Here is a 19,308-nt window from a genome sequence, read left to right as displayed (position 1 = left end):
CGTCAGTCACTGACAGCGAGCACTGCTGCGGCGGCCTCGGCCCCGGTTCGGGCCAGGGATCGGTGAGCCAGGACCCACGCCGCGCGGCGAGCTCGGTCAGCATCCGGCGACGGGTGCGCGTCCAGGATCCTGACCATGGCCTCGGCGACGGGAGCCACGGCATACTCCACCGCCTCCCCCAGACCGGCCTCCCGCAGGTCGGCGGACGCGGGCCCGGGGCCGGCATAGACGACCGGCGTGCCACACGCGAGGGCGGCCAGCACCTTGGTGGGATAGGCGAAGTCATAGCCCAGTCCCGGCTTGATCGAGACCAGTGCGCCGGCTGCGGCGCGCTGCCACGCCGCGGCCTCCTCCGGTGGCACCAGCGGTCGCAGCTCGATGGTGCCCGCTGGCAGCTCGCCCGCGATGCGGTGCAGGGTCGGCCACGAGCTGCCCTGTCCCAGGAAGACCAGGCGCGCCCCCGGTACCCGCTCGGCCACCTCGCGCATCGCCGCCGCGAAGATCTCGGCGCCCTGCCACTCCGAGGCAGTCCCCGCATAGACCAGGAACGGGACGGTGGGCGCCTGGTCCGGCACTGGACCGTGCGGACTGAAGACGTCGGTGTCAATCCCGTTGGGCACCACCGTCACCGGGTCGGCGCCCAGCTCGCGCACCCGGTCCGCCACGCCCTCGGAGACGGCCAGCACCTGAGCGGCGCCACGCAGCGCAAACCGCTCGACGGCACGCAGCACGGTCACCACGACCCCCGGTGCACCGACCGACGCAGACGCATCCGACCACACGTCCGCGGCGTAGTAGACATAGGGAACCGGTTGGCCGACGAACGACCGCAGCCCGGTCACGACCCGCACCACCGCACCCGTGGTCGGCGGCGGCTCCACGAGCACGACATCCGGTCGACGAGTCACCAGCAGGCGCACGGCGGCCGGCACGTCGAACGAGAGATACTGCAGATAGCCGCGCACATAGCCGCTGGCGTCACGCAGCACCGGCGCCCGCTCCACCTCCGCACCCGGCACATCCAGCTGGTCCTGAGCGGCACGGCCCGGCGGCGGGGCGCTGGTCAGCACCTGCACCGCTGCTCCACGGGAGACCAGAGCCCGCACCAGCGCGGTCAGCCGGAACGTCGCGGCAGCGGCCTCGGGCGCGAAGATCCGGGAGACCAGCACCACCCGGGCCGAGGTCACAGCCCGACGGTCGTGCCGCTGGCGGCGGACTCGAGCACCGCCTCGACGACCTTGAGCGCGTGCACGCCCTCGGACATGCTGACCGACTCAGACTCCCTGCCCCACAAGCGATCCCGGAAGTTCTCCTGCTCCACCCGCAGGGGCTCCCGCTTGGCGATCGCATAGCGGATCGAGTCGCCCTCGGAGACGCCCCGGAACACGGTGACCCGGTCCCAGTCCGAACGCACATCACCATTGGCCACATAGGTCAGGTCCCCCGAGAGGGTGTTGGCCACGAACGAACCCTTCTCCCCCGTCGCGACCGTCTCACGCACCTTTAACGGCGAGAGCCAGTTCACGATGTGGTTGACGATGATCCCGTTGGCCAACCGCCCCGAGGCCACCATCATGTCCTCGTGCTCACGCCCCGACCGGTGCGTGACCTGCGCGCTGACCATCGCATAGGGCGACTGCGCGATCCAGGACGTCAGATCCACATCATGAGTCGCCAGGTCCTTCACCACCCCCACATCCGCGATCCGCGCCGGGAACGGCCCCTGCCGCGAGGTGGTGATCTGATAAACATCCCCCAGCTCACCGGCCTCGATCCGGTGCCGCATCTCCAACAGCGCCGGGTTGCACCGCTCGACATAACCCACACACCCCACCAGGCCAGCGTCCGCAAACGCCGCCGCGACCGCCTCCCCCTCGGCCACCGTCGCCGCGATCGGCTTCTCGATCATCGCGTGCACCCCCGCGCCGGCCAGCTCCAACGCCACCTGCTCATGCAGATACGTCGGCACCGCCACCATCGCCGCGTCGATCCCCTCACCGATCAACGCCGCCACATCCGGCAACACCTCCAGCTCACGGGCCACCCCGTGCTTATCGCCCTGCGCATCAGCAACCGCGACCAGCTCCATCCCCTCCACCTCACGGATCACCCGCGCATGGTGGCGCCCCATCGCGCCCAACCCGATCAACCCCATCCGGATCGGCTGCCCCTCCGGGACCACCGCACCCGACGGGCCACCATCGGTGCCACCCCACGCGCCCATCAGGAACCCGCCCCCACAACCGTGGTGACGGCGGCCGCGATCCGCTCCAGGTCCTCCTGGCTCAGCGACGGGTGCACCGGCAGGCTGATCACCTCAGCCGCCGCCCGCGCCGTCACCGGCAGCTCATGCTCCGGGGCGAACCGCGCCAACGACACCAGCTCATGGTTCGGGATCGGGTAGTACACCCCACACCCCACCTTGTGCTCCTCACGCAACGCCGCCACCACCGCGTCCCGCTCAGCCCCGCTCGCGCCCTCCAACCGCACCGTGTACTGGTGATACACGTGCGTGCACCCCGCCCGCACCGGCGGCACCACCACCCCGGACAGGTTCGCGTCCAACCACGCCGCGTTGGCCTGCCGCGCCGCCGTCCACGCCTCCACCTTGGTCAGCTGCACCCGCCCGATCGCCGCGTGGATATCCGTCATCCGGTTGTTCAACCCCACCAGCTCGTTCTCGTACTGCTTCTCCATCCCCTGGTTGCGCAACAACCGCACCCCCCGGGCGATCTCCTCATCCTCACACGCCACCATGCCCCCCTCACCCGAGGTCATGTTCTTCGTCGGATACAAACTGAACATTCCAAACGTGCCGAACGAACCCACCGGCGCACCGGCATACCGCGCCCCGTGCGCCTGCGCCGCGTCCTCAAACAGCTGCAACCCCGCCTCGTCCGCGACCCCCTGCAGACCAGCCAGGTCCGCCGGGTGACCATACAGATGCACCGGCATGATCGCCGCCGTCGCATCCGTCACCGCAGCCCGCACACTGACCGGGTCCAAGTTGAACGTGTCCGCCTCAATGTCCGCAAACACCGGCGTCGCCCCCGTCAACGCCACCGAGTTCGCCGTCGCCGCAAACGTGAACGACGGCACGATCACCTCATCCCCAAGACCGATCCCCGCCGCCAACAACCCCAGATGCAACCCCGACGTCCCCGAGTTCACCGCCACACACGTGCGCCCACCCACCAGCTGCGCCGCGAACTCCTCCTCAAACGCCGCCACCTCCGGACCCTGCGCCACCATCCCCGAACGCATCACCCGATCAACAGCCGCCCGCTCCTCATCACCAATAATCGGCCTCGCCGCCGGGATCATCGCCAGTTCACTCATAGTTCCACCTTCCGGTGCTCCGCGGCCCGCTCCGGGCCTCGCAAGCTCGTGTCCTCGCTGGTCCTGTCGCACCTCATAGCTCCACCTTCCGCAGGGTCTGCTCATGCTCTTCGTATGCCGTGCCGCTCACCGGACAGGACCACCGGCCGGGACCATCCTCGCGCAGCGGGTGGCCGGCCTCGCCGACCCAGCCGATGCGCCGAGCCGGGACCCCCGCCACGAGGGCGTGGTCGGGCACGTCCTTGGTCACCACGGCACCGGCCGCGACAGTCGCCCAGGCCCCGATCGTGACTGGCGCGACGCACACGGAACGCGCGCCGATGGAGGCGCCGCGCCCGATCGTGACCCCGACCGGCTCCCAATCGTCGGCACTCTTGAGGCTGCCGTCCGGGTTGATGGCCCGGGGAAACGTGTCGTTGGTCAGCACCACGGCCGGGCCGATAAACACACCGTCCGCCAGCACCGCCGGCTCATAGACCAGGGCGTAGTTCTGCACCTTGCAGTGGTCGCCCAGTCGCACCCCCGTGCCGATGTAGGCGCCTCGCCCGATGATGCAGCCCTGCCCGAGGACCGCTCCCTCCCGGACCTGCGCGAGGTGCCAGACCGAGGTGCCGTCACCGATGGTGGCGTCGTCCGAGACCTCTGCGCTGTCGACAATGCGGGTCGCCACCGGCGTCCTCCAAGGTGTTGGTCCTGGCGTGGGAGACAATGCAGACATGAGCCTAACGCCCCCGGTCGCTGGACCTGTCCAGGACGCGTGGCTCGTCATACCCCTGTTCAACGAGGCGACCGTGATCGCGGAGGTCGTCGCCGGGGCACTCGGCACGTTCCCGCACATCGTGTGCGTGGACGACGCCTCCACGGACGGCTCGGCGGTCGAGGCTCGCCGGGCGGGGGCGGTCGTGGTCACCCACCCGTTCAACCTCGGGCAGGGAGCAGCCCTGCAGACCGGCATCAGCTATGTCCTGCAGGCCACCGACGCGGCGTATGTCGTCACGTTCGACGCCGACGGCCAGCACCAGGTGCAGGAGGCGGCCCAGATGGTCCAGCGGGCCAGGGACGAGGACGTGGCCATCGTCTTCGGCTCCCGGTTCCTGGACAAACGGACCAAGCCCGGCTTCCTGCGGCGGATCATCCTGTGGGGTGCCGTCTGGATCACCAACCAGCAGACCGGCCTGCGCCTGTCCGATGCGCACAACGGGCTGCGCGTCATCCGGCGCGACGCCGCCCAGAGTCTGCGGCTCGAGCAGAACCGGATGGCCCACGCCACCGAGATCGTGCTCCAGCTCGCCCGGACCAGGTTGCCGTGGGTCGAGCACCCGGTGCACATTCTTTATACGGACTACTCCCGCAAGAAGGGTCAGTCGTTGATGAACTCGATCAACATCCTGATCGACACGATCGTGAAGTGAGGACGCACCGATGCTGGACCAACCCCTGCTCGACCAGATGATCATCAAGGTCATCCTGCTCGTCGCGATCGTCGGCGTCACGGTGCTGCTGACCCGGTCCACCGCCGGCGCCAGCCATCAGGCCGTCCGTCGCCTCCTGCTGGTCGGCTTCGTCGTCCTCGCTGCCATGGCCGTGGTGTTCCCCCCGCTGCTCACGCAGGTCGCCCGCGCGGTCGGGGTCGGTCGTGGCGCGGACCTGCTGCTCTATGGCCTGACGATCACGTTCCTGGGCTATGTCGCCGCCAGCTATCGGCGGATGCGCCAGCTGGAGGCGCAGAACACGATCCTGGCGCGCGAGCTCGCCCTGCGGTCCGCGCCGCAGGAGCGCGACCAACGCTGACCACGACCAGCACTGACGGCGACCAGCACTGACCACGCGTGCCGGTCCCGCTGCGGGCGATGGCGCACCGATAGGGTCAAGCGATGAGCGACGAGATCCAGTCCTTCTGGGATGACGCCCGCCTGCGGGCCAAGGTCAACCGGGTGCCCGGCTATCTCGGGGTCAACGCCCGCGAGACCCTCGCGCCCCCGGTCTGGTCCTTTGGCGCCAGCCCTGAGGAGGCCGACGAACTGCTGGCGCTGGTGCTGGCCGGCACCAAGACCGCGACGTCCTCGGCCCTGCGGGACTACTCCGACGGCGACGACGTCGTGCCGACCGACGGCGACCTGTCGATCATCACCGATGGCGCAGGCCACCCCCGTGCACTGGTCCAGACGACCCAGGTGCGCACGGTGCCCTTCGCCGAGGTGGGCGCGGCGCACGCGGAGGCGGAGGGTGAGGGCGATCTCAGCCTGGAGCACTGGCGCGAGGTGCACCGCGCCTTCTTCGAGAAGTCGGGCGGCGGGGCCCCCGTCACCGACGACATGCCCGTCGTGCTCGAGGAGTTCATCGTCCTGCACGCTGCGGACACCGCGGACTCCTAGCCCGGGGGCGTGCGGACCGAGCGAGGGTCGTGCGGACCGAGGGGCGTGCGGACGAGGGCCGTGCTCGCGAAGGCGGCGCTACAGACCCAGTTCCACCAGCGTGAGCAGCACCAGGGAACTCGTCCAGCCCAGGGGCGCCGAGCCACCGGGTGTGCCGTCCGGGCCGATCTTCTCCGGCAGTGATCCCCACGGCGCGCGATGGGCGTCCAGCCAGTCCAGCCAGGCCGTCGCGACCCCCGTCTGAGCGTCAGCGGCGGCGGTGAGGGCGACCAACGCCACCTCTGGAGTCCAGGAGACCCCGTCCTGCTTCCAGTCCGTGCCGGGCGCCAGGCCACCCCCCGGGCGTGACGCCCCCTCCTGGTAGCCCTCCCATGCCTCGCGGACGCCGGGCAGCGGGTCCGCGCTGAAGGGCGGCATGAGCATCGCGGTCGCCGCGTCCAGGCCGCCACCACCACGGGTGGTCCGGGAGAACGTCGGCCCGAAGGAGCTGGCGACCTCGGCCCTGAACGACTCGGCCGCCTTGAGCAGTGACTCGGCCCGCTCCGCCTCTCCGCCCGCGCGGTAGTCGGCAGCCGCGGAGTCGAGCCCGAGCAGCAGCGGTGCGCTGGCCCCGAGCAGGCGGTCAAAGGTGGCGCGCTCCCAGTAGTCGGGACTGGGCGCGGGCAGTCGCGTGCCCCCACCGGTCGCCCGGAGGACCTGCTCGGTGCACCTGTCGCGCAGCCCGGCGACCCCCTTCGGCACATCGGTGGTCCGGGTGACCTCATGGATCGCCCACAGCACCCAGCCGCACCCGTCCACCTGGGCACCGCGTGGGTCGTCGATGACCCGCTGCCCGTCGAGGAGATAGCGAGCATCAAACCCATAGAGCGGGTCCAGATAGAGCTGGCTCTGCTGCTCCAGGATGGCGACCGCGTCAGCAGCGTGCCCGGTCCGCAGCAGGGCCACGGCCACGAAGGCCCCGTCCCGCGGCCAGAAGTAGTCCCACCGGGCCCCTGGACCGGCCGGTGGCAACGGGTCACGGGTGAGCAGATAGAGGTCCCACAGCGCGACCTCGGCCATGTGCTCGTATGCCGTGCCCTCACCCGGCAGCCCACCGGCCCTCAGCCACTCCGTCGCCGCCGCGCCCGGTCCCGCGGTGTGCCCCCCTGCACCGTGGACCTGAGCACCGTGGACCTCTGCACCGTGGAACTCGGCACCCAGCAGCGCACCCTGGGGTCCAACCGTCGGCCCGGCGGCGACGGCTTCCCCGTCGGCGCGGGGCCAGACGCTCGAGGCACCCAGCAGCAGGACCGCGGTGAGCCCGGCGGCCAGGGCTGTGCGACGCGCCCGCGCGGCGCTCCGGACCGCGCCGGCAGCCCGCTTCTGGCTCGAACGCCTCACCAGCCGGTCGACGAGACGCGCCGAGGCCCAGAGCACCGCGCCGACGAGTGCACCGGTCGCGAGCCCGATCCACGCGTGCGCCACATCGCGGGCCGAGGCGACCTGCCCCAGTCCCGGCACCAGGAACTGCCAGGCCTCGACCACGACCGGCACCACTGGCACGACGGCCAGCCATCGGGGAGCCCGCACCAGCAGCGCGCCCACGAGGGCCATCAGCAGGATGGGCACCAGTCGCGGGTCTGCCTGGGCCCACTCCCAGGGCCACAGCAGGAAGTCGAGATCAGGGTCGAAGACGCGGGTCAGGGCCGGCACCGGCCCTCCGCGCGGTGGCAGCACCGTCAGTGCCAGGAACCACCCGAGAGCCGCCGCGACCACCACCCGCGCGGGCCAGCCACGGGATGTCACGAGTGCACACTACGTCCGGGACGGGACAGCACCGTCAATCGTGATCTGATCGTCACCAGACCCGGGCAACGTCCCTGCGCACCATCAGCGCGCGAGGGCCTCGCGGACCAGCGGGATCACCTGGTCGACGCCGCGCTGCAGCATCACGATCGTGTAGTGGTTGACGTCCTCGACCGCCACCATGCGCACCTCGGGGTGCGCCGCGACCCAGTGCTCTCGCGCACTGTCCGGATAGAGCGGCGGCACCTCATCCATCAGACCCCGCGGGGCGACCAGCCAGGAGGTCGGGTGCCGCAGGTTGGACAGGGCCGTCAACAGCGAGTCGCCGTCCACCAGCTCGCGGATGTCCTCGTGGAGCGCCTCGACGCGGGTGGCCGGGCGGAAGGCACCGCCCTCAGCGGGCACCAGGTCATAGTCCACATAGGCGGTCGTCAGGTCGACCCACTCGCTGAACGCCGGGTGGTTGCGCCAGATCTCCTCGTATGCCGCCAGGTCCGGGAAGGTCATCTCCAGCCGCTCTGCGGCGGGCCCCAGGACGGCCGAGGCCAGGTCCTCCGGTGCGACGCCGGGAGGCGGGAGCAACGGCATACCGCCATCGACGAGGACCAGCGAGCTGACCTTCTCCGGGTGCCGGTGGGCCAGCACCAGGGAGACGAAGGCGCCCATGGAGTGCCCGACGGCAACGGCCTGCTCGACGTCCAGGAAGTCCAGGACGGTCGCGACGTCGTCGGCGTGGCTGGGCATGCCGTAGGGCGCCGGCAGGTCGCGTGAGCCACCGCGACCGCGCAGGTCCGGGGCGACGATCCGCACGTCCGGCAGCGCCTGCGCGACCAGCGCCCACGCGACGTGGGAGGAGGTGATCCCGTGCACGGCGACGATGGTCGGGGCCTGCGGGTCACCGCTGCGCGGCTCCCACACGGCGACCCGCATCGTCCCACCACGCACGGGCACGTCCAGGGGGCGATAGCGCTCGCCGACGACGGTCGCCAGCGAGGCAGAGAGTTCGGTGGCGGTCACTGGGCCGTCCACCCGCCGTCCATCACATAGCTGCTGCCCGTCACCATGCCGGCGCTGTCGCTGGCCAGGAAGCTGGCCAGGGCGCCGACGTCCTGGGGCTCGATCAGCTCCTTGATCGCCGAGCGGGTCAGCATGATCTTCTCGATGACCTCGTCCTCGGGGATGCCGTGGGTGCTCGCCTGGTCGGCAATCTGCTTCTCCACCAACGGAGTCCGGACATAGCCGGGGTTGATGCAGTTGGACGTCACACCGTGGGGCGCGCCCTCGAGAGCAGTCACCTTGGACAGTCCCTCGAGCCCGTGCTTGGCCGACACATAGGCCACCTTGAACTCCGAGGCGCGCAGCCCGTGCGCCGAGGAGACGTTGATGATGCGGCCCCAGCCGCGCTCATACATGTGCGGCAGTGCGGCGCGGACCAGCAGGAAGGGTGACTCGAGCATCAACCGCTGGATCAGCCGGAAGTCCTCGGGTGCGAACTCGTGGATCGGGGCGACCCGCTGGATGCCGGCGTTGTTGACCAGCACGTCACAGTCGAGCCGGGTCTGCTCCAGGGTGGCGGTGTCCGCCAGGTCGACGACCCACGCCTCGCCACCGATCGACGACGCCAGCGCCTCAGCGGCCCCGGCGTCCCGATCGGCCACCACCACGTGCATGCCGTCGGCGGCGAACCGCTCGGCGATGGCGGCCCCGATGCCGCTCGCCCCGCCGGTGACCAGTGCCTTGCGCCTCATGGGGCGCTCCCTTCGTGTGGTGTCGTGTCTGTCGGGGCCAGGGCCCCCGCGATCAGGTCCATCAGTCCCTCGAAGACGTGCTCGGGGATCTGGTCCGCGTTCTCCCACAGGATCCAGCGCATGCCGATCAGCTCACCGGCACCCATCAGGGCCCAGGCCGAGACCACCGGGTCGACCGGCCGGATCTCCCCCGCCGCGCGCGCCGAGCTCAGCCCCGCGGCATACCCGTCGACGATGTTGTCGTAGTGCTTGCGCATCGACTCGGGCGAGACGAACTCGGCCTGGCGGATGATGCGATAGAGCGCGGGGTGCTGCGCCGTGAAGCCGAAGAAGGCCCGGAAGCCGGCCCGCTCGGCCTCGATGCGGTCCGCGACGCCGGTGGAGGCCTCGCTCATCGTCAGCCGGACGCGGTGGGACAGGTCCAGGACGACCTCGTCGAAGATCTCCTTCTTGCCCTCGAAATGGGTGTAGAAGGTGCCCAGCGCGACCTTGGCCTCCTCGGTGATCTTGACGATCGAGGCGTCGTGGTAGCCGACGGTGGCGAAGACGTGCTCGGCGGCCTCGAGCAGCTTGGCGCGGGTGCGGGCACCGCGCGGCGTGCGAGCCATGCGATCAGGTCGCACGGACCCCGGCGCGCTCATGACAGACCTCTGTATGCCGTGTGCCGGCCGGTCGTGTCCGGGCGAGTGGTGCGGCGGTCAGCGCCGGCCTCCTCGGTGCGCAGCGCCAGCTCCAGGGCCGCCTGCCGGGAGACCTTGCCCATCGTGTTGTAGGGCAGCTCGGTCACGAAGTGGACCGCGGCCGGCACCTTGAACGCGGCCAGGCGGTCGCGGCAGTGCTCGATCAGCTCCGCCTGGTCGGTGACCACGCCGGCACGCCGGATAACCAGGGCGACGCCGTGCTCACCCCACCGGTCGTCAGGCACGCCGACGACGGCAGCGTCCGCGACGGCAGGGTGCGTCAGCAGCGTCGCCTCCACCTCGGCCGGGGCGACGTTCTCACCGCCAGAGATGAAGATGTTGCGCAGTCGGTCCACGATCTTGAGGTAGCCCGCCTCGTCCCGCGTGGCGACATCGCCCGTGGCCAGCCAGCCGTTGCGCCAGATGGCCGCGGTGGCGGCCTCGTCGCGGAAGTAGCCGGCGAACATGCCCGGACCGCGCACCAGCAGCTCGCCCGTGGCCGGCCCCTCGAGCGGCTCGCCGGTCACCGTGTCGACCAGCTGGACCTCGACGTGGGGGTAGGGCACGCCGGCCCAGCCGACCCGTTCACCGGCCTCCCGCGGCGGGACGCACAGCACGTTGGGGCCGGCCTCGGTCAGACCATAACCCTGGGTGAGAGCCACGCCGTGGGCGTGGAAGATCCGCAGCAGCGGCGCCGGCATCGGCGCTCCCCCGACCACGGCGCTGCGCAACGCGCTGAGGTCGGTCCGCTCGAAGTTGGGGTGCTCGGCGAGCCGGGCATAGTGCGTGGGGACACCCATCATGGTGGTGACCCGGTGCTCGGCGATCAGGCACAGGGCGCGACCGGGGTCGAAGGAGCGCTCCAGCACCACGGTCGCGCCGGTCCACCAGGCCAGCAGGGGCTGGATGTTCCAGCCGCCGACGTGGAACTGCGGCAGGACGCTCAGCACGATGTCGGTCTCGTCGAGCTCCACGGTGCGCGAGAGCGACAGGTTGGTCCAGAAGCAGCTGGCGTGGGTCAGCACGGCCGCCTTGGGCCGGGCCGAGCTGCCGGAGGTGAAGGCCATCAGCAGCGGGTCGTCGTCACGCACCGGGCCGGCCTCGCGCAGCAGGACTCCGCTGGAGTCGCTGTGCCAGGGAGTCGGCACCGGCGCCTCCACGCCCACCTGCCCGATGTGGGCCGTGGGCACGAGGGCCGCGACGCGCGAGAGAGCACCTCGGGCGAGGGTCTCGGTCATCTCCTCGACCAGCAGGAGCGCCGGGTCGCACTGGGTGAGCTGGTCGGCCAGCTCCGTGGCTGTCAGCCGCCACGACAGCGGCACGAGCACCAGGCCGGTGCGCGCGCAGGCGAAGAAGGTGATCACGTGCTCGGCGCTGTTGCCCACGAGGGTGGCAACCCGGTCGCCCCGGCGATAGCCGGCCCGCACCAGGTCCCTGGCCAGCGCCTCAGCGCGCTGGTCCAGGCCCTGATAGGTCAGCTCGACACCCCGGTCCACGATCGCCGTGCGGTCCGGGTGCAACCGGGCGCGGTCGGTCGGCCAGCGGCCCAGGGTGTGGGCACCCTGGGCGCTGGGCCTGGAGGTCTGCGCTGAGCCCTGGGGGCCGAGCTCGCCGGGGGTCATGGTGTCTGATCCTCCTCCACCAGGTCCTCCGGCGTGCGGTTGTCGTCCTTGAGGTCGGCGGCTGCCCTGCGTGAGAACAGTGCCTGCACCCGCCGCCCCAGTCCGGCGAGACCGCCCGGCAGGAACATCACGACGAGCACGAAGATCGCGCCCAGGATGAACATCGGCTCCGACAGCGGGATCCGCAGGACGGCCGGCAGGTCGCTGATGGTCGGCGACTGCGCCAGCACCGCCAGGCGCTGGCTGAGGATGACATAGACGAACGCACCGGCGACCGCACCCCAGCGCGAGCCGACGCCGCCCAGCACCACCATCAGCAGCAGCGAGATGGTCAGCTCGGCACTGAGGATGTGGGGCACCGCACCCGAGTTGAGCAGCAGGTGCACCATGCCCATGCCCATCGCGATGACCGAGGCCGCCACGAAGATCGCCAGCTTGACCAGGAAGGGACGCATGCCCAGGACCTGCACCCGCAGCTCGTTCTCGCGCACGGCCTCGGCGACGTGGCCCGCGCGGCTGCGCTGCACCCAGGTCACCACGACGAAGGCGACGACGAGTGCTGCGAGGGCCACCCAGTAGAGGTTGCGCGTGTCGGCGACGCCCACCAGCCAGTCAGGGACGTAGTCGGTCGGCAGCCGCATGCCCTCCTCGCCACCGGTGAGGCGACCGGGGTCCTTGCGCACCAGCACGAAGCCCGCCTGGGCGAAGGCCAGGGTGACCATCGCGAAGGGGATGCCGGTGACCTGGAGCGAGACCGCTCCGAGCAGGGTGGAGATGACGATCCCGGCCACGATGATCAGGATCGCCGACGGCACGATGCCGAGCTCGAGCTTCTCCATGACGATGCCCACGCCGTAGGCGCCGAGCCCGAAATAGAGCGCGTGCCCGAAGGAGAGCAGGCCGGCCACGCCGAAGAGCAGGTGGTAGGAGAGGGCCAGGCCGGCCATCACCATCGCCAGGGCCAGCATGTGCAGCGTCCCCGGGGTGTAGGTCGCACCCGGCAGCACGCCGGGCACCGAGAGGTTCAGCAGCGGCAGGCACGCCAGCAGCACCACGAGCCCGACCGGCACGATGAGTCCGGTCAGCCGGGCCCGCAGATCGGTGCTCGGCTGCTGGTCCCGGACGATCTGGTCCCCTTCGGGACGCTGAGTGTCGACGGCGGTCATAGTGCCTTCCTCCCCATGAGGCCGGAGGGTCGGGTGAGCAGCACCACTGCCAGCAGGATGACCACGGCGAAGTCGCCGGTGCCGCCCAGATAGAAGTTGGCGAACTGCTGGAGCAGTGCCACCAGCACGGAGGCGACCGCGGCGCCGATCAGCGACCCCAGGCCACCGATGACGGTGACGATGAAGGCAAAGATCAGCAGGGTCTGTCCGAGCATCGGTGAGACATAGCCGAAGTGGTGCGAGGCGAGCACGCCACCCATGCCGGCGGCGGCACCACCGATGGTGAACACGAGGGTGAACGCGGTGCGCACGTCGATGCCCAGGGCGGTGACCATCGCACGGTTCTCCACGCCCGCGCGGATGATCATGCCGTAGCGCGTGTACTTGAGGAAGAGCACGATCGCGGCCAGCACGACCGCCGCGGCGATGATCGCCACGAAGACCCGGTTCGGGACGTTGGCGCCGCCGATCGAGGTGGTCTCACCGAGCCAGGCAGGAGCCCGCGGGAAGCGCGGGTCGGTGCCCCAGATGCCGTCGAAGAGCGCGACCGCCGCCAGGGCCAGACCGACGGTGACCAGCACCTGCTCGATGTGGCGGTTGTAGAGCTTCTGCACCAGGATCCGCTCGGTCGCCGCGGCGAACACGGCGCCGGCGAGGGCACCCACGAGCAGCGAGACCGCGAACCCGGTCCAGGTGGCGGCGCCCAGGCGCAGCGCGACCTCCAGGCCGAGCAGACCGCCGAGGGACAGGAAGACTCCGTGGGCGAAGTTCAGCACGCCCATCAGGCCATAGATCAGGGACAGTCCGGAGGCGACGAGGAAATAGATCGCGCCCAGGCCGACGCCGGTGATCGCGAGGAGGATGACGGTGCTCATGCTGCTCCCTCCGATCCGGTGCTGACGCCCAGCAGGCGTTGCGTCAGGTCGGGGTTGTTGAGGAACTCGGCGGCGGGTCCGTGATGGACGCTTCGGCCACCGGTCAGGACGACAGCGTGGTCCGCCAGATCGCGCACCACCTGCAGGTTCTGCTCGACCAGCAGGACCGGGACGGCCTCGGCGGCGCGGGCGAGCACCCGGCCCACGTCCTGGACCAGGCGCGGCGCCAGGCCCTTGGTCGGCTCGTCGACCAGCAGGACCCGGTTGTCGTTGAGCAGGGCACGCGCGAGCGACACCATCTGCTGCTGGCCACCGGACAGGGTGCCGGCAGCCTGGTTGGCGCGCTCCTTGAGCTCGGGGAAGAGCTCATAGATCAGGTCGTAGCGGTGGTCGTGACCCTTGCGCTCGGCGATGCGGAGGTTCTCGCTGACGCTCAGGGCGGAGAAGACCTCACGGTCCTCGGGGACATAGCCGACTCCCAGCAGGGCGACCTTGTGGGTCGGCAGGGCGGCGATGTCGCGACCGTCGAGGGTGATCGCGCCGGAGCGGCCGATCAGGCCCATGATCGCCTTGATCGTCGAGGTCTTGCCGACCCCGTTGCGGCCCAGCAGTGCGGTCACCCCGGTCGCGGCGACATCGAGGTCGACGTGCTCGACGACCTGCTGGCCGGCCACGTGGGCCTGCAGTCCGCGGACGGACAGGACAGGGTCGGGGACCTCGGCGGAGGTGACCGACGCCGGACCGGATCCGGGGTCGGGCACGGCAGCGGTCGTCATACAGGCTCTCCCAGGTAGGCGCTCTGGACAGTCGGGTCGGCCATCACGGCCTCCGGGGTGTCCAGCGCGAGCAGGTGTCCGAAATGGAGGACTGCGACCCGCTCGACCAGACCGAGCAGGACCTCCATGTGGTGCTCCACCATCAGGACGGTGCAGCCGTAGTCCGTGTGCAGCCTGCGGATGACCTCAGTCAGCCCGGCGACGTCACCGGAGGCGACGCCGGCCATCGGCTCGTCCAGGAGCACGACCGACGGATCCGTGGCGAGCAGCATGGCGATCTCCAGCTTGCGCTTGTCGCCGTGCGGGAGGTCGCCGGCCCGGTGCGCCAGTCGCGCTCCGAGACCGACCTCGTGCAGCAGCTCACGGGCGCGGGCGCTGGCTCTGTCCCCGCGGCGGGGGAAGGTGAACACGGAGATGGCACCGCCCTCGGTGACCTGAGCCGCCAGGCGCACGTTCTCCTCCACCGACAGCGCGGGGAAGATCGACGAGGTCTGGAAGGTGCGACCGAGCCCGGCGACCGCGCGCTGGGTGACGGATCGGTTCGTGACCTCACGCCCGCCCAGCAGGACGCTGCCGGTGCTCGGGGTCATCACGCCGGAGATCAGGTTGAACAGCGTCGTCTTGCCGGCACCGTTGGGGCCGATGACGCCGACGATCTGGCCGGTCGGGACGGTGAAGCTGATGTCTTCCAGGATCTGTGCGCCGCCGATGCGCAGCGACAGGTCCCGGACCTCCAACGCGGGAGCGGCGGTGGCCGCTCCCGCGCTGGAGTGGGGCTGTGGGGTCGTCACTTCCCGGACGCCTCCGGCGGTGCGACATCGGCAGCCGGGACGACCGAGATGAGCTCCGGCATCCAGGAGTCGCCGTCCGCCACGAGCTTGGCGGTGTACATGTCCTGGATCAGGGCGTGGTCGCTGGCGCGGATCTCGTAGTCACCCTTGGGACCCTGGAAGGTCCAGCCCTCGAGCGCGTCGATCATGGCGTTGACCTCGCCGTCGCCCTCGGTCAGGGCGTGCACGATCATCTGGCCGGCCACGAAGCCGTCCGGCGTGAACAGGTCGGGGGTGCCCCCGGCCTCCTCGACGGCCTCGACCATCGCGGTGTTGATCTCGTTGTCCGGGGCACCGGGGAAGTAGTGGTTCAGGAAGCTGATGTTCTCAGCGACCGGACCGTAGGCGTCGAAGGTGACCGAGTCACCCAGGCCGGTCACGACCGGGGCGACGTCAAAGACCTCCTGCTGCTGCAGTGCCTCCCACATGCTGCCGGAGGTGGCGCCCGCCCAGGCGACGAAGATCATGTCCGGGTCGGCCTCGAGCAGCTGGGCCGCGAAGGGGGTGAACTCGGTGGCGTCCTCGGGCACGAGGACACTGCTGACCTCGGCACCCTGACCGCCGAGGACGGCCTCGACGGCAGCCAGGTTGCCCTGACCGAAAGCGGTGTCCTGGGCGAAGACGACGACCTTGTTGGCGTCACCCTCCAGGAAGGCACCGGCGGCGGCGACGTCCTGCAGGCTCTGCCGGCCGGAGCGGAAGGTGTAGTCGTTGACGCCGGTGATGCCGTCGACGGCGGCGGGACCGGAGATGTAGAGGATCTCGTTCTGCTCGGCCTGCTCGGCCAGCGCGAGGGCGATGCCGGAGACGATGGTGCCGCCGAGGATCTGGTAGTCCTGACCGATCAGGTCCTTGGCCGCGGCCACCGCGGTGTCCGGGACACCCGTGTCGTCGCGGTAGGTGATCTCGATGTCGCGGCCGTCAATCGCGCCGGAGCCGTCGGTGGCGAAGGCGATGCCGGCCTCGAGGCCCTCCTTGTACTGCGCACCGTAGGCGGCCAGCGGGCCGGTCTCGGAGTAGATGATGCCGACCTGGTAGGGGTCGCCGCCACCCTGCTCCTCAGCGCCAGCGGTGCCGTCGGCGCTGTCGTTGGTGTCGCTGGCGTTGTTGTCGTTGTTGTCGTCGGTTGAGTCGGTGTCGTCGGCAGACGGGGCGCACGCTGCCAGCGCCAAGACCGCGGCCACCGATAGGGCCATGAGGGACGAGCGGGACATCGAGCACTCCTTTGTTGACTGCTGTGGGTGAACTCAACCTGAAAGGTGATTCAGGTTTCGGATGAAAGGTATCCGGCTGACTTGCCGAAGTCAACGCAACGGCGGGTCACGATGTGGTCACGACGTCATCTCCGCAGGTCAGCGCCCTGGCGGTCCCGCCCGGCGTGTCGCCGGCTGGAGCGTGCACCTGCACTGTGGGGCCGATCCCGCCCGGCGTGTCGTCGGCTGGAGCGTGCACCTGCACTCTGCAGCCGGGGCGTACCGACGCACCCGGCGCACCGGCTAGGGCAGGAGGGGCCGGATGCGGTCGAAAAGTTCCTCGTCGGCCGCGCCCAGGAGGCCGCCCGCGGGACGGGTGCGGGCGTCATACGGCTGCCCGTCGAAGTCGCCGAGATAGGCCCCGGCCTCGGTGAGCAGCAGGGACCCGGGCGCATGGTCCCAGGGTTGGCGCCCCTTGTAGACGATGTAGTCCGTCGCACCCCGCACCAGCATCGGATAGTCCACCGCGCAGCAGACCCACGTCAGCTCCAGCGGCGGCAGCTCCCCCAGGCTCGTCCCGATCCACTTGCGGTGCGAGGTCACTCCGCGCGGCGGCTGATCGTCGGCGACCGGCGGACGAGTGAGCCGCTCACCGTTGCGGAAGGCCCCCGCGCCACGCTCGGCGACGTAGGCCAGCTCGTGCTGCGGCTGCCAGATCCAGCTCCGGACGACGTCTGGCCCCCGGATCTCCGCGACCATCACGCCGTGGTCCGTCGAGCCGTTGACGAAGTTCTTGGTGCCGTCGATCGGGTCGACCGTGAAGGCATGCTCGGCCGCGGCAAACTCTTCGAGCACCCGGGGGTTGGCCTCGTAGTGCTCCTCCCCGAGGACGACCGCGTCAGGGTAGGCCTCCCGGAGCCGGGCGGTGATCAGCAGTTCGGCCTCGCGGTCGGCCACGGTGACCAGGTCGCCCGGCTTCTTCTCGATGACCTGGCCCTCACGCAGCGCCCGGAAGCGGGGGTTGATGACCTCTTCGGCCACCTCTTGCAGCAGCGCGAGCACCCCGTCCGTATCCACGCCCTCAACCTAGCCGTCGGCACGGGCAGACCCGCGACCGCCCCGTGGGGTGTGCCGTGGGGTGTGCCGGCAGCCACCGTCAGGCAGGCGGACGACGTGCGCTCCCTCAGTCGGAGGGCGACAGAGAGCTGCGGTGCAGCGCTGCCAGCCCGGGGTAGTGCCCGATGCCCTCTCGCATCCCGGCGCGCTCAGCCTCGGTCAGCTCGCGCCGGACCTTGGCCGGGACACCGGCGACCAGCGAGCCGGGCGGCACCTGCGTGCCCTCGAGCACCACGGCCCCGGCCGCGACCATCGAGCCGGCTCCGATCACTGCACCGTTGAGCACCACCGAGCCCATCCCGATGATGGTGCCGTCCCCGACCGTGCAGCCGTGCAGCACGGCGGCGTGCCCGACGGAGACGTCGTCCCCGATCACGGCGGGGAAGGTCGGCGTGGATGACGGCGTTGTCCTGCAGGTTGGACCGCTCCCCCAGCCGGATCTGCTCGGCATCGCCCCGCACGGATGCGCCATACCAGATGCTGGTCCCCGCGCCGATCGTGACGCTGCCGGACACCACGCTCAGCGGGGCCAGCCATGCCTCGGGGTGGACCTGGGGCACCCGGTCCCCGAGGGGCAGGACCAGCCCCGCCGACGGCGTAGTCGGACCAGTGCTCGTCTGCTTGTGCGTCATGGCGCGTGATCCTATCGACCGGTCAGGGCGCAGCCGCTAGCGTGAGCCGGTGATCACCTCCCTGCCGAGCAGCCGCGTCCCGGACCCCGCGCTCGCGCCACCCCTGCGCTGGGGCGTCCTCGGCCCCGGCACGATCGCCCACGTCCTGGCCGGCGCGCTGCAGAAGCACTCCAGACAACAGGTTGTCGCCGTCGGTTCCCGGTCGCGAGAGCGCGCCGACCAGTTTGCCGCCGAGTTCGACGTCACGCGCGTGCACTCCAGCTATGAGGAGCTCGTCGCGGACCCGGACGTCGACGTCGTCTATGTCGCCACTCCCCACTCGCACCACCACGCGCAGGCTCTCCTGGCGATCGCCGCCGGCAAGCACGTCCTCGTCGAGAAGGCGTTCACCCGCAACGCCTCGGACGCGCGCGAGGTCGCCGACGCCGCCCGCGCCGCCGGGGTCGTGGTGCTCGAGGCGATGTGGAGCCGCTTCCTGCCGGGTGCCGATGTGCTGCGCCAGCTGCTGTCCGACGGAGCCCTGGGCGAGGTCTCCTCCCTCACCGCCGACCACGGGCAGCTCATCGGGCCGGACGACGCCCAGCGCCTGCACGACCCGCGTCTGGCCGGTGGGGCCCTGCTCGATCTCGGCATCTATCCCGTGTCGTTCGCCTCGCTGGTGCTGGGCCCGCCGCAGGAGGTGACGGCCACCGGCAGCCTGACCACATCAGGGGTCGACGAGCAGGTCACCGCGGTGCTGCGCGTCGGCGCGGCGCAGGCCACGCTGACCACGACGCTTCGGGAGCGCACCCACAACACGGCGCGGGTGACGGGGGACCTCGCGCGCGTGGACCTGCCGGCGGACTTCTACACCCCCGTCCCCCTGACACTCACCAGCGCGGATGGGGGGCGACGTGTCCTGACCGCGGACCCGGGGTCGATCCTGGGCCACGAGGGGCTGGTCTATCAGGCGGCCCACCTTGCCCAGCTCGTCGCCGACGGTGCCACTGACTCCCCGCTCCTGCCGCTGGACGAGACGATCAGCATCCTCGCCACGACCGACGAGATCCGCCGCCAGCTCGGCGTCACCTTCCCCGGCGAGTGATCCAACCCACCTCCATTCCTGGCGTGGTTCGGGACACTGCCCGCGCGATGTGGGGTGGTTCGGAACACCACCCGCGACTCTGTGGAG

At 70.6% G+C, this 19,308-nt stretch carries 19 protein-coding genes and 1 pseudogene; 4 read left to right on the top strand and 16 right to left on the bottom strand.

All coding sequences use genetic code 11. The features are described 5' to 3' along the window. Window positions 1–2: 2 nt before the first annotated feature. The 4 genes from NF557_RS07155 to NF557_RS07140 form a co-directional block, all read right to left on the bottom strand. Window positions 3–1,187 carry a glycosyltransferase family 4 protein gene (locus NF557_RS07155; RefSeq protein WP_252623055.1) on the bottom strand — a complete coding sequence of 395 codons (1,185 nt, stop codon included), beginning with the start codon at window positions 1,185–1,187 and terminating at the stop codon, window positions 3–5. Continuing rightward, window positions 1,184–2,155 (bottom strand): Gfo/Idh/MocA family protein, encoded by a 972-nt coding sequence (locus tag NF557_RS07150; RefSeq protein WP_252623998.1) that lies wholly within the window; start codon window positions 2,153–2,155, stop codon window positions 1,184–1,186. Before NF557_RS07150 ends, NF557_RS07155 begins: the two co-directional genes overlap by 4 nt. 68 nt (window positions 2,156–2,223) lie before the next feature. After that, a complete protein-coding gene (locus tag NF557_RS07145; RefSeq protein WP_252623053.1) occupies window positions 2,224–3,339 on the bottom strand; it encodes a DegT/DnrJ/EryC1/StrS family aminotransferase in 1,116 nt (371 codons plus the stop codon). A gap of 73 nt (window positions 3,340–3,412) precedes the next feature. Beyond that, window positions 3,413–4,057 (bottom strand): acyltransferase, encoded by a 645-nt coding sequence (locus NF557_RS07140; RefSeq protein WP_252623051.1) that lies wholly within the window; start codon window positions 4,055–4,057, stop codon window positions 3,413–3,415. On the opposite strand from NF557_RS07140, the gene NF557_RS07135 reads away from it, so the two are divergent. From NF557_RS07135 to NF557_RS07125, 3 genes are all read left to right on the top strand, one after another. Beyond that, window positions 4,056–4,751, top strand: coding sequence for a glycosyltransferase family 2 protein (locus NF557_RS07135; protein ID WP_252623049.1), 696 nt, complete (start codon window positions 4,056–4,058; stop codon window positions 4,749–4,751). The genes NF557_RS07140 and NF557_RS07135 overlap by 2 nt on opposite strands. A 10-nt stretch (window positions 4,752–4,761) precedes the next feature. Continuing rightward, a complete protein-coding gene (locus tag NF557_RS07130; RefSeq protein ID WP_252623047.1) occupies window positions 4,762–5,130 on the top strand; it encodes a DUF2304 domain-containing protein in 369 nt (122 codons plus the stop codon). Between the two features lie 83 nt (window positions 5,131–5,213). Further along, a complete protein-coding gene (locus tag NF557_RS07125) occupies window positions 5,214–5,714 on the top strand; it encodes an ASCH domain-containing protein (protein WP_252623046.1) in 501 nt (166 codons plus the stop codon). A gap of 78 nt (window positions 5,715–5,792) precedes the next feature. Here NF557_RS07125 and NF557_RS07120 read toward each other — a convergent pair whose 3' ends face one another. The 12 genes and pseudogenes from NF557_RS07120 to NF557_RS07065 form a co-directional block, all read right to left on the bottom strand. Then, on the bottom strand, window positions 5,793–7,499 hold the full coding sequence (locus NF557_RS07120; RefSeq protein ID WP_252623044.1) for a glycoside hydrolase family 15 protein: 1,707 nt from the start codon (window positions 7,497–7,499) through the stop codon (window positions 5,793–5,795). An 84-nt stretch (window positions 7,500–7,583) separates the two neighbouring features. Further along, a complete protein-coding gene (locus NF557_RS07115) occupies window positions 7,584–8,516 on the bottom strand; it encodes an alpha/beta fold hydrolase (protein ID WP_252623042.1) in 933 nt (310 codons plus the stop codon). After that, a complete protein-coding gene (locus NF557_RS07110) occupies window positions 8,513–9,247 on the bottom strand; it encodes a 3-hydroxybutyrate dehydrogenase (RefSeq protein ID WP_252623040.1) in 735 nt (244 codons plus the stop codon). Before NF557_RS07110 ends, NF557_RS07115 begins: the two co-directional genes overlap by 4 nt. Then, window positions 9,244–9,855 (bottom strand): TetR/AcrR family transcriptional regulator, encoded by a 612-nt coding sequence (locus NF557_RS07105; RefSeq protein WP_252623039.1) that lies wholly within the window; start codon window positions 9,853–9,855, stop codon window positions 9,244–9,246. Before NF557_RS07105 ends, NF557_RS07110 begins: the two co-directional genes overlap by 4 nt. Window positions 9,856–9,884: 29 nt before the next feature. Further along, the gene (locus NF557_RS07100) at window positions 9,885–11,549 is read right to left on the bottom strand and encodes a class I adenylate-forming enzyme family protein (RefSeq protein WP_252623037.1); all 1,665 of its coding nucleotides are present in this window, start codon (window positions 11,547–11,549) and stop codon (window positions 9,885–9,887) included. After that, entirely contained in the window at window positions 11,546–12,715 is a 1,170-nt protein-coding gene (locus NF557_RS07095; RefSeq protein WP_252623036.1) for a branched-chain amino acid ABC transporter permease, read from the bottom strand. Before NF557_RS07095 ends, NF557_RS07100 begins: the two co-directional genes overlap by 4 nt. Further along, window positions 12,712–13,590, bottom strand: a complete 879-nt coding sequence (locus tag NF557_RS07090) for a branched-chain amino acid ABC transporter permease (RefSeq protein WP_252623034.1) — start codon at window positions 13,588–13,590, stop codon at window positions 12,712–12,714. Before NF557_RS07090 ends, NF557_RS07095 begins: the two co-directional genes overlap by 4 nt. Beyond that, window positions 13,587–14,366: an ABC transporter ATP-binding protein gene (locus tag NF557_RS07085; protein ID WP_252623032.1), complete on the bottom strand. Its 780-nt coding sequence runs from the start codon at window positions 14,364–14,366 to the stop codon at window positions 13,587–13,589. The genes NF557_RS07090 and NF557_RS07085 overlap by 4 nt, the downstream gene beginning before the upstream one ends. After that, window positions 14,363–15,157, bottom strand: coding sequence for an ABC transporter ATP-binding protein (locus NF557_RS07080; RefSeq protein ID WP_370584144.1), 795 nt, complete (start codon window positions 15,155–15,157; stop codon window positions 14,363–14,365). The genes NF557_RS07085 and NF557_RS07080 overlap by 4 nt, the downstream gene beginning before the upstream one ends. After that, entirely contained in the window at window positions 15,154–16,410 is a 1,257-nt protein-coding gene (locus NF557_RS07075; RefSeq protein ID WP_252623030.1) for a substrate-binding domain-containing protein, read from the bottom strand. The genes NF557_RS07080 and NF557_RS07075 overlap by 4 nt, the downstream gene beginning before the upstream one ends. 282 nt (window positions 16,411–16,692) lie before the next feature. Then, entirely contained in the window at window positions 16,693–17,466 is a 774-nt protein-coding gene (locus tag NF557_RS07070) for an inositol monophosphatase family protein (protein ID WP_252623028.1), read from the bottom strand. A 106-nt stretch (window positions 17,467–17,572) separates the two neighbouring features. Beyond that, window positions 17,573–18,137, bottom strand: a pseudogene (locus NF557_RS07065) (gamma carbonic anhydrase family protein). 49 nt (window positions 18,138–18,186) lie between these two features. Between NF557_RS07065 and NF557_RS07060 the strand changes: the two are divergent. Continuing rightward, window positions 18,187–19,221: a Gfo/Idh/MocA family protein gene (locus NF557_RS07060; RefSeq protein ID WP_252623020.1), complete on the top strand. Its 1,035-nt coding sequence runs from the start codon at window positions 18,187–18,189 to the stop codon at window positions 19,219–19,221. Window positions 19,222–19,308 lie beyond the last annotated feature (87 nt).

It is taken from the genome of Ornithinimicrobium cryptoxanthini, assembly GCF_023923205.1.
Lineage (GTDB): Bacteria > Actinomycetota > Actinomycetes > Actinomycetales > Dermatophilaceae > Ornithinicoccus > Ornithinicoccus cryptoxanthini.
This window is presented reverse-complemented; position numbering and strand designations above follow the sequence as displayed.